This is a genomic window from Peribacillus sp. NPDC097295 (assembly GCF_044761665.1).
Lineage (GTDB): Bacteria > Bacillota > Bacilli > Bacillales > DSM-1321 > Peribacillus.
Map to the genome: position 1 here is coordinate 106,124 of NZ_JBIWCW010000005.1, position 14,247 is coordinate 120,370.

Here is a 14,247-nt window from a genome sequence, read left to right on the forward strand (position 1 = left end):
TTTTGTCGGAAAAAGGCGATTATAAGAGATAGAAAGCAGACCGAGATGATTTCTCTACCGCTTCATATGTAATCGTATTCATGGGGGGGAGCTTTCTAAATCAATTAAAGGGGAGAAATACAACTATGATTTATGCTAATCCTAATACAGAGGGTTCTGTCGTTCAATTCAAAGAAAAATACGATAACTTTATTGGTGGAGAATGGGTTGCACCCGTTAAAGGCCAATATTTTGAAAATAAATCACCAGTAACTGGCGAAGTGTTCACAAAAGCTGCTCGCTCTTCTGAAGAAGATATTGAACTAGCTTTAGATGCTGCACATGCTGCAAAAGCTGCTTGGGGAAAAACTACTGCTGCTGAACGTGCACGCATTCTAAATAAAATCGCTGACCGTCTAGAAGAAAACTTAGAAATGATCGCTGTTGCTGAAACATGGGACAACGGTAAAGCAGTACGTGAAACATTGAATGCTGATATTCCTTTGGCAATCGATCACTTCCGTTACTTTGCAGGAGCTATTCGTTCTCAAGAAGGACGCACAACTCAATTGGATAATGATACAGTGGCATACCACTTCCAAGAGCCACTTGGTGTTGTTGGACAAATCATCCCTTGGAATTTCCCAATTCTAATGGCTGTTTGGAAAATCGCTCCAGCTCTAGCTGCAGGTAACTGTATCGTCATGAAACCAGCTGAACAAACTCCAGCTTCCATCATGGTATTGGTTGAATTGATTCAAGATATCCTTCCTGCTGGTGTTCTTAACATCGTTAATGGTTTCGGTATCGAAGTTGGTAAACCACTTGCTACGAACCCACGTATTGCGAAAATCGCATTCACTGGTTCTACTGCAGTTGGCCGTCAAATCATGCAATATGCAACGGAAAACATCATTCCGGTAACACTTGAACTTGGTGGTAAATCACCAAACGTATTCTTTGAAGATGTTATGGATAAAGACGATTCTTACCTAGACAAAGCAATCGAAGGTATGGTTATGTTCGCATTGAACTCAGGTGAAATCTGTACGTGTCCTTCTCGTGCATTAATCCAAGAATCAATCTATGATAAATTCATGGAACGTGCTCTAGAACGCGTTAAACAAATTAAAGTCGGTAACCCACTTGATACAGAAGTAATGATGGGTGCTCAGGCTTCTAACCAACAAAAAGAAAAAATCCTTTCTTACATCCAACTTGGACAAGAAGAAGGCGCTGAGTTACTTATCGGTGGATCTGAAAACAAACTTGATGGAGACCTTAAAAATGGTAACTACATCGAGCCAACTGTATTCAAAGGAAACAACAAAATGCGTATCTTCCAAGAAGAAATCTTTGGACCAGTGCTTGCTGTTACTACATTCAAAGACTTCGACGAAGCTATGGAAATCGCAAACGACACTCTTTACGGCTTAGGTGCTGGCGTATGGTCACGTAGCGGAGATATCGCTTACCGTGCTGGACGTGGAATTGAAGCTGGTCGCGTTTGGACTAACACATACCACCAATACCCTGCAGGAGCAGCATTCGGTGGATTCAAATTGTCAGGTATCGGCCGTGAAAACCACGCAATGATGCTTGATCACTATCAACAAACAAAATGTCTATTAGTAAGCTACGCTAAAGACGCTCAAGGATTCTTCTAAATCGAAAGGATACGATCAAACATGGTAGAACGTGTTATTGCAACGAACGAAGCACTTACTTTAATAGAAACCATTAAAAAAGTACATGGATCTATCATGTTTTATCAATCCGGCGGCTGTTGTGATGGATCTTCTCCAATGTGCTATAGAGCAGGGGATTTCAAACTAGGGGATTCAGACATCCACCTCGGAACAATTGGCGATATACCCTTCTACATGCATAAAAGCCAATACGACTATTGGAAGCACACGCAACTTACAATCGACGTTCTAGAAGGACGAGGCCCAGATTTCTCACTCGATAGTGTTGAAGACCAACACTTCATCACACGTTCGCGGGTTTTTACAGATGAAGAATACCAAGAAGTGAAACAAGTTTTATAATAGTAAAAGAGCTGTCCCAAGTCTTAATCGACTATGGGGCAGCTCTTTTTTTCATATTTTAACAACCGCACCCTTTATCAGCTTCAAGCAGGGAAATGGTTGGGAAGTTCAGTGTCTTCCATGCTGCAATCCCACCACTTAATTCTTTGACTGAAAATCCATTTTCTAAAAGAACAAGAGCCGCTTTGGAGGCTGTATTACACCATACATCCCAACAATAAACGATTAACTCTTTATCCTCTGGTAATTCCGACAAATGGTTTACTAACTCAGATTGTGGAATCATTACGGCATCTTCGATCTTTTCCTCTGGCTTCCCATTTCTAACATCCAACAAGACATAATGATTAGGATTCATGCTTTTGGCTTTTACGTAATCCATAGGACTGAATGTTGCTTCCACGCGGTTTTTGAAAAAGTCGATTTTACTCATCTTCATTCTTCCTCCATGTATGATAAATTTTTAATAAAGAATGCTTAAACTGCTCTTTTTCTTCACCGCTTAAGGGAGACAGAATCTTGTCTTGGGATTGACCTAATAGTTCCCAGCACTTACCCAATATTTCCATTCCTTCTGTGGAAAGGTTAAGACAATAGGTCCTTTTATCTTGGGGACTCTTCACTCTTGTGATGTATTTTAAAGTCTCTAACTGTTCAGCACGTTCGGCCATGGTCGTGCGGTCGATTTTTAGTTCTTTGGCAATTTGAATTTGGGACATATTTGGTTTTTCGTACACTTTTACTAATAGACCATATTGTCTCGAATCCATTTTAAACGCCTTTAATTCATTGCCAAAATCATCTTCTAATAATTGAAGAATCTTTCCGACTAGAAATCCGTAGGAATCCAATAGCTTCTGCAAAATATCACTCCTGAAATATAATCACCCTTACTGATTATCAGTTTAACTGATTATTTTTCCTGTGTAAAGGTAAATATGGATAAAAAGTAAAAAAATAGGGATGTATCAAAAGGGTGAAGATTTCCGTTCCAGGCCTTTCGCTTTCCGCGGGCGGGCGGTGAGCCCCCACATCGCTTGCGCTCTTGTGGTGTCTCACCTGACCCTCACCTCCCGCAGGAGTCTTCACGCCTTCCACTGCAATCTTTCTTTTCACATAGAGTGGGGAAGTAAGAAAAAATACCGTAAACAGTACCCGGTGTTCCCCGAGTTTGTTAACAGCCCTTTACTTTATACGTGAAGAATAGAAAACGAACGGAACAAAAAAAGAAGCTTGTAGCCTCGGCACATCATTAATTGAAAATAGCTGGCTTAAGCCAGCTACTTTCATGGAAACATGATAAAAATAGAAAAACAGGTGGAGAAAAACGATTCTTTTTTCTCCACCTGTTTTATTTTAGGGACTTATGAGTCAGCCCTCTTACATTTTTCCATTACGTACCGCAAAAAGTCTGGTAAGGACCGCATGATTCAGGGACTGTTGAGTATTCTTCCTGTTCGCTCCTATATGCGTAAGGGTGTGAGAGAACGTCGAGTAATCGTTCCATCACAGTATAGTCACCTTTTTCCACCGCAGCCTTCAGTGCCTCTTCCACCCGATGATTACGTGGGATCACAGCAGGATTACTATTTTGCATCAGCTTTTTCGAAGAGTCTTTCGATTCCTCCTGCCTGTCTAATCGCTCTTGCCAACGTTTATGCCATTGTTCGAACTCGGGAGTCCCGAACAAGACCGCATCCCCTTTTGTTTCAAACGTTAGGGAGCGGAAGGTATTCGTAAAGTCAGCACGGTGCTTCTTCATCATTTCGAGGAGTCCTTCGATTAGAGCTTCATCCTCTGGCTCTTCGTTAAAGATTCCTAATTTCGCCCTCATGCCCTTGAACCAATAGGCGTGATATAGTTTATTGAATTCCGAAATCTCCCCTTGCGCCAGTTGGATGGCCTGCTCTTGATCATCATGCAGCAGTGGTAATAGGCTTTCCGCCAGTCGCGCAAGGTTCCAAGCAGCAATGTACGGCTGATTGCCATAGGCGTAGCGGCCTTGGACATCAATGGAGCTGAATACCGTTTCTCGGTCATAAACATCCATGAATGCACATGGACCATAATCGATGCTCTCTCCGCTGATGGTCATGTTATCGGTGTTCATCACCCCATGAATAAAACCAACGAGTTGCCATTTAGAGATAAGTTCGGCTTGTCGCTTGATGACTTCCCTTAGCATCGATCGGGTTCGATTCTCATCACCCTCCACCTCTGGAAAATGACGCTTGATCGTATAATCAACCAAGGCCTGTAGTTCTTCGATTGTCCGCCACTTTGCTACATATTGAAAGGTTCCGACGCGTAGATGGCTAGCCGCCACACGAGTTAAAACCGCACCAGGCAGCACATTTTCCCGATATACCGGCTCACCCGTTTTCACAACGGCTAGGCTTCGGGAAGTGGGAATTCCAAGCCCGTGCATGGCTTCGCTGATGATGTATTCACGCAACATCGGACCAAGCGCCGCCCGCCCATCGCCTCCACGCGAATATGGTGTTCTACCCGGTCCCTTCAGCTGAATGTCCACTCTCTCACCTTCTGGCGTAATCTGCTCTCCCAACAGAACGGCTCGACCATCCCCAAGCATGGTGAAATGACCGAATTGATGTCCGGCGTAAGCTTGGGAAAGAGGTAAAGCACCTTCAGGAATCTCGTTACCGGCAAGCACCTCCAAGCCATCTTCGCTTTCTAGTGCCTCCACATCCAAACCTAAAGTTCCAGCCAACTTATCATTGAGTACGATCAACTCCGGAGCCTTTACAGGACTCGGGTTTGTAAAGGTGAAAAGAGAGTTCGGAAGGCTCGCATAGCTATTTTCGAAATTCCATCCTGTTTCATTATTTTTTGTCATAGAATCCCCTTTTCTTCATTTGATTTTTGTACTAGATTTCCCTCTTATATAAAACAAAAACATAAGCATTGTATGTAATTCTGATGATTTACAAGCACGGTTTTAAAGTTTGCTTCTGCCCATATAGTATACCGTTTCCTAACCGGGATGACTCCTTTTAAGCAATGGCAGAAAAATTGTTTGGGTAAATACACATTTAATGGAAAGGTACATAGAATGCATTATCGAAATACTTAGGGAGGAATTCTGTTGATTATCTATATAGTAAGCGGTGGTGATTCGCTTTGGAAAATTGCGAACCGCTATGGAGTAACGATGGAGTCAATCGCTCAATTGAATTCATTAACCGACCCAAGCCAATTAACGCTTGGCCAGTCATTAGTCATTCCTCACATTGGTTCGTCCCATATCATAGAATCAGGAGAAACGTTATGGTCGATCGCACAGCAATATGGTCTGACCATACAAGAACTATTGCAAGCCAATCAGCTAACCGATCCCAATGTACTTTATCAAGGAAGCGTCTTATATATTCCACCTATTACCCACCTGGTACAGCCTGGGGAAACACTTTGGGACATCTCGATTAGGTATGGCACAACCGTACAAGCCATCATGAGTGTCAATCAGTTGGAGGACCCAAACAGCATTTATGCGGGAATGAACCTGATCATTCCTAGGTCGAAACGTTCAATCGAAGTGAATGCCTATACGTACCAATCAAGTGACGCAGCTGTCCAATCCATTCAAGATATCGGTCACCTGCTTACTTACTTTAGCCCTTTTGCCTATAAGATCAAAGAAGATGGCACATTAGAAGGAATGAATGATGAGGATATGGTGGATGCTGCCATATCGAAAAATGTCGTCCCCATGATGTCGATCACCAACTTTACCTCAACGGAAGCTGGTTCCAACTTAGCCCAAGTGGTTTTATCCAGTTCCTCATTAAGGGAAAAGGTCATCAAGAATGTGCTTGACGTCATGGATGACAAAGGCTACACCGCATTAAATATCGATTTTGAAAATGTAATGCCCGAAAACCGTGAAGATTATAACAAATTTCTCCAATTGGCCGTTGACCGCCTTCACGCAAGAGGCTTTTTGGTCTCCACTGCCCTTGCGCCCAAAGCGAGCGAAGAGCAAGCCGGTGTCTTATACGAAGCTCATGATTATGAAGCCCACGGGCGGATTGCCGATTTCGTCGTGCTCATGACGTATGAATGGGGATATCGGATGGGCCCCCCACAAGCCATCTCTCCCCTCGATCAGATCAGAAAAGTTGTAGAATATGCCCTGACGGTGATACCGGCTGAAAAAATCTTTTTAGGATTTCAAATATATGCCCGGGATTGGCTCCTTCCACACGTACAAGGTCAGGAAGCCGAGACATTCAGCCCCCAAGAAGCCGTAAGAAGGGCCGTAAAGCATGGATCGCCCATCCAATATGATCCCATTGCCCAATCACCCTTTTTTCGCTATACAGACGGAAAAGGGAAAACCCATGAAGTATGGTTTGAGGATGCACGAAGCGCCCAAGCCAAGTTCGAACTGGCAAAGCAATATAAGCTCCGCGGCATCAGTTACTGGGCACTAGGTTTCCCATATCCTCAAAACTGGGCCTTATTACAGGACAATTTTTCGATTAAGAAATTGAAGACGTATAGCTGATTCTCTCCTAAAAAAGGCTTATCGATTTCGATAAGCCTTTTTTTATCATTTTGATAATGCGATTCTGATATGAGCTAAGTGATGATTTTCATGCCAAGCTAATTTTGCAATTTTCGTCACAACTTTTATCTCACCATTCTCCTGGTGAGTGAAGGTTCGATTTAATTGCTCTTCAGTTAAACTAGATCCTAATGATACAATGCGCTCATTTATACCTTCTAGCATTTTAATGGAACTTTCTACAGGAAGTTCGGTATCCGGTTGAATTGCCCACTTTTCTTGGTCAAAGGCTGGTACTATTGGATTCTCATCTGTTAGGGCCAGCTTCAAACGTTGGTACATATTCAACTGAGAATCAGCAATGTGATGAACAAGTTGACGAACTGTCCAGCTTCCATCACGATATGTTTTATTTAATTCTTCATCACTTAATGAATCAACCGTTTCTCTTAAATGAACCGTGTACGTACCAATCTCCTTAAGCCATTCTTGAATATTTTCCGCTGTTACTTTTTCAGGAACTTGTAACTTTCCAATTGGAAATCTCACATCCATTTTCCTTCCCCTTTTCCATTCGTTTTATAAGTACATAAATGACTTCATACCCTCTTTATTTTAACATAAATTACCTATTTTAGTGTATCCGAGTAGCACAAGAAAAGAGCTGCCCGATAACCAGTTTTCACTGACGTTCCGGACAGCTCTCATTCTACTCTCTATTAATAAGGATCAGCTTCGTGGCTTTTCTTCACAGCGTCTTTTGTTGCTTCATTCGCTGCAAGTGAACCTTCTCCATATTTCGACTTACCAGATTCACGGCCTGGAATCTTGCCTTCTTCTTGCTTTTCTTCGATTTCTTTCATCTTCATTTCAATGCCTTCCTTCACACGGCGACCGTAGTCTTCATCGGCTTGTGTAAAGTGCTCAACCATGGCGTCTTGAATGCGTTTGTCACATACTGCAAGCGCGCTGGATAGGTTGTTGATTAATTCATCACGTTCCCAATCCTCAAAGCTGCGATATGTTTCGCCTGCTTGACCATAATTGTTTGGACGGTCAATCGGCTCACTCATTGCCGCCGCATTATAAGTTGGACGGTGTTGCGGACGCTCTTCTTTGCTAGCTTCCTTATACCCGCCAATCGTGGATGGCTCATAGTTGATGGATGGATTTTCTCCATTTTCCTTCGGATCACGAATATCCATTTGACCGCGATGCTGGTTCGTGCGGACAGGCACTTTTGGAGCATTCACAGGTAATTTCAGATAGTTCGCACCTACGCGATAGCGTTGTGTATCAGAATATGAGAAGGTACGGCCTTGTAGCATTTTGTCATCGGAGAAATCCATTCCGTCGACAAGAACTCCCGTACCGAAAGCAGCCTGTTCGATTTCCGCATGGTAGTCCACCGGATTTCGATCAAGGACCATACGACCGACCGGTAACCATGGGAATTTATCTTCCGGCCAAAGCTTTGTATCATCTAGTGGGTCAAAATCAAGTTCTGGATGGTAATCATCCTCCATGATTTGTACATAGAGTTCCCATTCAGGATACTCTCCACGTTCGATCGATTCATATAAATCTTGTGTCGCATGGGCAACGGTCTTAGCTTGAATCGAATCAGCTTCATCTTGTGTTAAGTTGCGAATGCCTTGCTTAGGCTCCCAGTGATATTTCACAAGGACAGCTTCGCCTTTGTCATTCACCCATTTATACGTATTTACCCCAGAACCCTGCATATGGCGGTATGTAGCAGGAATGCCCCATGGAGAGAATAGGAATGTAATCATATGTGTCGCTTCAGGTGAACGGGAAACGAAATCGAACATCTGCTCAGGATTAGCCACATTCGAAGCAGGATCCACTTTAAAGGCATGAATCATATCAGGGAATTTCATCGCGTCACGGATAAAGAAAATTTTCAGGTTGTTACCAACCAAGTCCCAGTTACCATCTTCCGTATACATTTTTACCGCAAACCCGCGTGGATCACGCGCTGTTTCAGGCGAGTCCTTCGACCCTGCCACGGTAGAAAAGCGGACCATAAGCGGTGTTTTCTTCCCGGCACCCGAGAATACCTTTGCACGTGTATACTTTTCCGGAGGCTCGTCTCCGACTTTTCCATAAGCCTCAAAATATCCAAAAGCTCCGGCACCACGAGCATGAACTACACGTTCCGGAACTTCCTCCCGGTCAAAGTGAGAGATTTTTTCAATGAAATGATAATTCTCAAGTGTAGCCGGACCGCGATTACCAACTGTTCGAATATTCTGATTATCCGTCACAGGGTGACCTTGACGTGTGGTCAACGTATCGCGTTTCACATCTTTTTCTTGATCCTGTCCTTTTGGAGCATTCATATCTTTGTTCTCTGCCAAAATGAAAACCTCCTCAAAATTAGTGGCCCTTACTTCACTAGTATTCCAGTTCAGAAGGAAAACTATCACTTAAAATAAATATTAAATGATAATTATTATAATCAGTATAAATCCATTATAAATTATGTATTTAAAGAATGCACGTAATATGAATTACATATTTTTTTATCAATAAACATCAGATATTCTCAATATACTATTACTAGATAACCGCTCACCTCTCTATTAGGGAAAGTCCCTTTGGATATCTCAAGAGTCGTTTACTAACTAATTAGACAATACTTCTTCTATACCTTCTTTTGAAAAAAGAAAACCTAATATTGATAAATATCTCCAGAAAACAAGAAATTATTCTCACTACCTTTTATGCCGTCATAACAAAAAAAGAGTCAATTATCCTTTTTAGATAACTGACCCTTTTGCTTATTCATCTTACTGGATATTAAAATGGGTTTGTTGCAATGAAGCTTGCCGTTTTCACATACATACGTGGATTGATTTTTAATTGATCCACAATGAATTCTGCAATATCTTCAGGTTGAATGAATTTTGAATCATTATTTTCTTTAATCAGGCTTAAATCAAGCGCTAAATCTGTTGCAACAGTACTTGGAGTTAAAGCCGATACACGAATATTGTTACGGCGAACTTCTTGTGCAAGAGATTCTGTAAAACCAATCACCGCAAACTTAGATGCACTGTAAGCACTTGATGTAGCCGCTCCGCTCAATCCATTCGTAGAAGAAACATTGATGATGTCGCCGCCATTTTTTTCAATTAATTGAGGCAGTACAGCACGTGTTACGTAATAGGTACCCATCAAGTTTGTATCGATGATGCGTTTCCATTCTTCCGGATCCATTTCTGATACCGTACCGAATGTCGCAATACCTGCACTATTGATCAGAATATCAGCCGCGCCTAATTCCTTCGTTAAGGCTTCAACGGCTGCTTCCACCTGCTCTTTTGATGAAACATCCGCCGCTGCATAAGCAACTTTTACGCCTAAGCCTTCGATTTCAGTAGCCACTTCTTTTAAAGTTGCCTCTGTTCTTGCAAGCAAACCAACGTTTACGCCTTCTTTAGCTAATGCGATAGCCGTTGCTTTTCCGATTCCTCTTGCCCCACCGGTTATAATTGCTACTTTGTTTTTTAATGTCTGTGCCATTGTATTAGCCCCTTTCTCAATCAACTTTCATATACCTTCTATTATACTATTTTAGACTACAAATTCCTAAAAGCTTGCTCACTATTACATTAATGATTCTCTCAATAATCGTATACTCTCTAGGTACGGTATACATTGATAAGAGGAATAGCTTAGCAATTACTATTTTCCTCAGTTTATATTAGTGGCTTGTCGATAGATATCTGATAAGTGATTTTCCAGCAGAATGGTGATGTAAAAAAGAACACCAGAAAGATTCTGATGTCCCACAAGTAACTTATTTACCCCTCTTACTTATAAACCTTCACCGGTAAATAAGTTAAGGACTGGCCCGTAGCGGATTCTGTTAAGTTTTGTTCTAAATCAAACCCTTCCACAGGTTCGATACGAGAAAATTTCTTGACGAAAAGCTCTAAAGCCAGTTTCATTTCCAATCGTGCAAGCGGTGCACCTAAGCAGAAATGAGGCCCGCTTCCGAAGGTCAAATGTTTCTTATTATTTGGGCGGCGAATGTCAATTGTGAATGGATCTTCAAACATGTCTCCATCCAGATTGCAGCCACTCATCCAAGCGATGACGGTATCCCCTTTTTTTAAGGGAACCCCTAATAAATCATTATCTTCTTTAACAGTACGATCCCGTCTTGAGCTGTGGAACCGATACCGTAGCATTTCCTCGACGGCATTCGGAATCAATTCAGGCTCATTCCGCAGTTCTCCGTAGATGGACGGGTCATCATAAAGTAATGAATAGAAAGAATTCGCGATGGCATGGCTGGTCGTTTCGACTCCCGCTCCTAATAGGAGCATTGTCGCCTGCACGATTTCTTCATCCGTAAACCTTTCGCCATCCACTTCTGCCCGGATTAAGTCACAGATAATATCATCTGACAGATTCGAACGTTTTTGTACGACAATCGGATATAGATATTGGAAATATTCCTTTGCCGCCTGTTCCTTTTTACGCATGATTTCTTCCAACCTTGCTTCGTCATAAGGTTGGAACAGGATATCCACCCATTCCTTGAACTGGTGCTGATCTTGAATCGGCACGCCGAATAAATCCGCGATGACCATAGCAGGTAAAGGGCCTGAGAATGTTTTAATAATATCCACCGTCGTGTCAGCTGGTATGTCATCTACAAGGTCGCTAATAATTTGGTGAATGCGAGGTTCCCATTCTTTCAAACTGCGCGGAGTGAAGGCGGCTGCTAACAAGGAGCGGCTCTTCCGATGTGCAGGGGGATCCACCAATGTAAGATTCGTTATGGAAGAAGGTTTTTCCGCTTTCTTCTTCGCTCCAACGAAAATGGCACTTCTAGGTCCTTCACTGGAAAAAACCTTATAGTTACTTAATACCTGTTTAACATGTTCATATTTAAACACATTCCACGTATTCGTTCCCTCATGGAAATAGACAGAATGATTGTGAAGCATTTCTTTGTACCATTCAATTGGGAAAAACTCATCGGCACGTGATTGAAAATTCGTAATTTCTTTAATAGGAATCACTTCTTTATTCATTGAGTCTTATTCCTCCTTCAAAAAAGTCTATAGAATTTCTGCCTATATTTATACTTGTGTACAGCATACTCTAAACAAAGTATTTTGAAAAAAGCAATAAGTAATAGTTCGTATATCCCGCACATAAAGGAGTAAAGATGTAATATAGGTAGAAAAACCCAACTAAAATAGTGGCACTAGTGTGTCTATAGACTCCATAAAAAAGCACTCATTCTGATAGGCTCAAAATGAGTGCAATTATTTACTCCATTAAATTTCCATATCCCACCGGACTTGTTCGGTTTCCTTCATCTTTTTTTCCATTTCTTCTGGATAAGCCGTACGGAATTTATGATGGTCGGCCGGGATGATTTCGATCATTTTCTCAATCATGTCTTCCGGATCGAGTTGGTTTTTCAACCCCGCGTCCTGTTTCTCCATATCTTCTTTCCTTGAGAAATGACGAGACTCATCGAACCACTTCCATTTTTCCTCTGCGGCCCGGTCGTTAAAACCGGTATTGTAAGCACCTGGATTAATGGTCGCAACCTGCACCCCAAACGGCTCAAGCTCATCCTTCAAGGTTAACGCCAACCCTTCGATGGCATGTTTCGTCGCCGCATATGGACCGCCGAATGGCGTCGTGATCGTCCCTGCCATCGAACTCAAGAACACGATTTTCCCGCTTCCTTTTTTGACCAACTTCCTTGCGGCGTGTTGGACGGTTTCAAGCGTCGCGAACACATTCACTTCGAAGATTGCCCGGAACCGGTCCATCGGCACTTCCCCCAGTGCACCGCCTTCATTGATGGCGGCATTTGCCACAAACACATCGAAATCATATTCGTCAATCAGTGCCCGGTCCCCTTCATTTGTGATATCCAATTTGCACACTTCCATGTTCAGCCCTTGCTCCTTAGCTTCCCGTATCAGATCTGTTTTTTGGGACGCGATTTCCGTCGTCGCAATCACACGGTGCCCCCTCTTTGCTAATCCGAGCGCCGTTCCTCTTCCAAGCCCGCTTCCTGCTCCTGTAATGAAAATGGTTTTAGTCATCTACTATTCCTCCTATCAACTCTCTTTATTTTGTTCTTCCCCAATGCTATAGACCTAAACCATTCTTTCCGGAAGCTTGATAGAAAAGGAACGAGATTTGAATAACGAAACAAACAAGTTTCTAAAAAGGACTTTATGATCACTTTTTGATAAAATCTTAATAGACCTTTAGACATGGTTATTTTCTTATTTCTGCTATATCCCTCTCCAAAATAAACATAATTGGCCGATATAATAACGGAAACGGGAATTGGTCCCTAAGATTACTCAGGCCTATTAAGGGAATACTTATTAACATCAAGCATATCCCTGCCATTTACATTCATGAACGCTGATCTCTCAAGAATACTTAAACACAAAGGGGTTTTACAATGATGAACTTCAAGAATATCACGGTTGCCGGAAGCGGCGTTTTAGGAAGCCAGATCGCCTTCCAAACAGCTTATCACGGAAAATTCAACGTAGTTATCTATGATATTAATGACGAAGCATTAGAACAAGCAAGAAAACGAATCACGAATTTGAAGCCCTATTATAAAGAAGATTTAGGTGCTACGGATGAAGATTTGAATGCAGCCTATGAACGCCTTTCTTTCCACTCTGATCTAGCAAAAGCAGTGGCTGAAGCGGACCTAGTGATCGAAGCGGTTCCTGAAGTCGTTCAAATTAAAACCGATTTCTATAATGAATTAGGAAGAGTGGCACCTGAAAAGACTGTTTTCGCAACGAATTCTTCTACACTTTTACCAAGTCAATTTGCCGATGCGACAGGCCGTCCTGAGAAATTCCTGGCTTTACACTTCGCGAATGAAATCTGGAAAAACAATACGGCAGAAGTCATGAAACACCCTGGAACTGATGAAAGGTTCTTCGATGAAGTGATCGAATTTGCAAAAGCCATCGGAATGGTTGCCCTCCCATTACATAAAGAACAGCCCGGCTACATCTTGAATTCGTTATTGGTTCCTTTATTGGAGGCGGCTCAGGGACTATTATTGAACGAGGTTGCTGATCCAGAAACCATCGATAAAACATGGATGATAGCAACAGGCGCACCACTTGGACCTTTCGCAATCTTAGACGTGGTTGGAATCACGACCGCTTACAACATTGCCAATGGAAAAGCGCAAGCAGGTGATCCACATTTCGTAAAATTGGCTGACCTCCTGAAAACGGAGTATATCGACAAAGGAAAAACGGGAAGAAATGCGGGAGAAGGATTCTACAAATACCCGAACCCTGCTTTCGCTAAAGCGGATTTCTTAAAAGGTTAATGAACATGAAGGAAAAAGCAGAAGGCGCTTAGGCACCTTCTGCTCAGTTTGTCGACAAAAGGAGCACCGACCTTTTTAAAAAATTCCCTTAGATTAGTCATCCAACCTATACTCTTTTGCCCGCGAAACACTTCGAATATATAGATTTCACTTGATGATAACGCAATGTTGATTGGAACGGAAGGTACGAGACTCCTGCGGGACATGCGCGTCTAGGGGAGACACCGCAGGCGAAGCCGAGGAGGCTCCCCCGACCGCCCGCGGAAAGCGAGTGCCTGAAGTGAAAAGCAACATTCCATGTAACCAAG

Annotated in this window: 12 protein-coding genes; 4 read left to right on the top strand and 8 right to left on the bottom strand. The window is 42.5% G+C overall.

Annotated features, from left to right (window positions below):
- The first annotated feature begins 125 nt into the window (after positions 1-125).
- Positions 126-1,646 carry an acetaldehyde dehydrogenase ExaC gene (exaC, locus tag ACIQXN_RS11285; RefSeq protein ID WP_402966326.1) on the top strand — a complete coding sequence of 507 codons (1,521 nt, stop codon included), beginning with the start codon at positions 126-128 and terminating at the stop codon, positions 1,644-1,646.
- A gap of 21 nt (positions 1,647-1,667) precedes the next feature.
- Entirely contained in the window at positions 1,668-2,030 is a 363-nt protein-coding gene (locus ACIQXN_RS11290; RefSeq protein WP_402966328.1) for a DUF779 domain-containing protein, read from the top strand.
- A 58-nt stretch (positions 2,031-2,088) separates the two neighbouring features.
- Here ACIQXN_RS11290 and ACIQXN_RS11295 read toward each other — a convergent pair whose 3' ends face one another.
- The 3 genes from ACIQXN_RS11295 to ACIQXN_RS11305 all read right to left on the bottom strand — a co-directional run bounded on the left by ACIQXN_RS11295 (position 2,089) and on the right by ACIQXN_RS11305 (position 4,887).
- Positions 2,089-2,463: a rhodanese-like domain-containing protein gene (locus ACIQXN_RS11295; protein WP_402966330.1), complete on the bottom strand. Its 375-nt coding sequence runs from the start codon at positions 2,461-2,463 to the stop codon at positions 2,089-2,091.
- Entirely contained in the window at positions 2,456-2,893 is a 438-nt protein-coding gene (locus ACIQXN_RS11300; RefSeq protein ID WP_402966332.1) for a MarR family winged helix-turn-helix transcriptional regulator, read from the bottom strand. The genes ACIQXN_RS11295 and ACIQXN_RS11300 overlap by 8 nt, the downstream gene beginning before the upstream one ends.
- A 530-nt stretch (positions 2,894-3,423) precedes the next feature.
- Positions 3,424-4,887 carry a protein adenylyltransferase SelO gene (locus ACIQXN_RS11305; protein ID WP_402966334.1) on the bottom strand — a complete coding sequence of 488 codons (1,464 nt, stop codon included), beginning with the start codon at positions 4,885-4,887 and terminating at the stop codon, positions 3,424-3,426.
- A gap of 249 nt (positions 4,888-5,136) precedes the next feature.
- Between ACIQXN_RS11305 and ACIQXN_RS11310 the strand changes: the two genes are divergently transcribed.
- Positions 5,137-6,558: a glycoside hydrolase family 18 protein gene (locus ACIQXN_RS11310; RefSeq protein WP_402966336.1), complete on the top strand. Its 1,422-nt coding sequence runs from the start codon at positions 5,137-5,139 to the stop codon at positions 6,556-6,558.
- Positions 6,559-6,603: 45 nt separating this feature from the next.
- On the opposite strand, the gene ACIQXN_RS11315 is transcribed toward ACIQXN_RS11310, so the two are convergent.
- The 5 genes from ACIQXN_RS11315 to ACIQXN_RS11335 all read right to left on the bottom strand — a co-directional run bounded on the left by ACIQXN_RS11315 (position 6,604) and on the right by ACIQXN_RS11335 (position 12,665).
- Entirely contained in the window at positions 6,604-7,113 is a 510-nt protein-coding gene (locus ACIQXN_RS11315) for a YfiT family bacillithiol transferase (protein WP_402966338.1), read from the bottom strand.
- 164 nt (positions 7,114-7,277) lie between these two features.
- Positions 7,278-8,939 (bottom strand): catalase, encoded by a 1,662-nt coding sequence (locus ACIQXN_RS11320; RefSeq protein ID WP_402966339.1) that lies wholly within the window; start codon positions 8,937-8,939, stop codon positions 7,278-7,280.
- Between the two features lie 442 nt (positions 8,940-9,381).
- Positions 9,382-10,107: a 3-ketoacyl-ACP reductase gene (locus ACIQXN_RS11325; RefSeq protein WP_402966341.1), complete on the bottom strand. Its 726-nt coding sequence runs from the start codon at positions 10,105-10,107 to the stop codon at positions 9,382-9,384.
- 290 nt (positions 10,108-10,397) lie between these two features.
- Positions 10,398-11,630, bottom strand: a complete 1,233-nt coding sequence (locus ACIQXN_RS11330; RefSeq protein WP_402966343.1) for a cytochrome P450 — start codon at positions 11,628-11,630, stop codon at positions 10,398-10,400.
- A gap of 249 nt (positions 11,631-11,879) precedes the next feature.
- Positions 11,880-12,665, bottom strand: a complete 786-nt coding sequence (locus ACIQXN_RS11335) for an SDR family oxidoreductase (protein ID WP_402966345.1) — start codon at positions 12,663-12,665, stop codon at positions 11,880-11,882.
- A gap of 374 nt (positions 12,666-13,039) precedes the next feature.
- Between ACIQXN_RS11335 and ACIQXN_RS11340 the strand changes: the two genes are divergently transcribed.
- A complete protein-coding gene (locus tag ACIQXN_RS11340) occupies positions 13,040-13,939 on the top strand; it encodes a 3-hydroxyacyl-CoA dehydrogenase (RefSeq protein ID WP_402966658.1) in 900 nt (299 codons plus the stop codon).
- Positions 13,940-14,247: the final 308 nt, after the last annotated feature.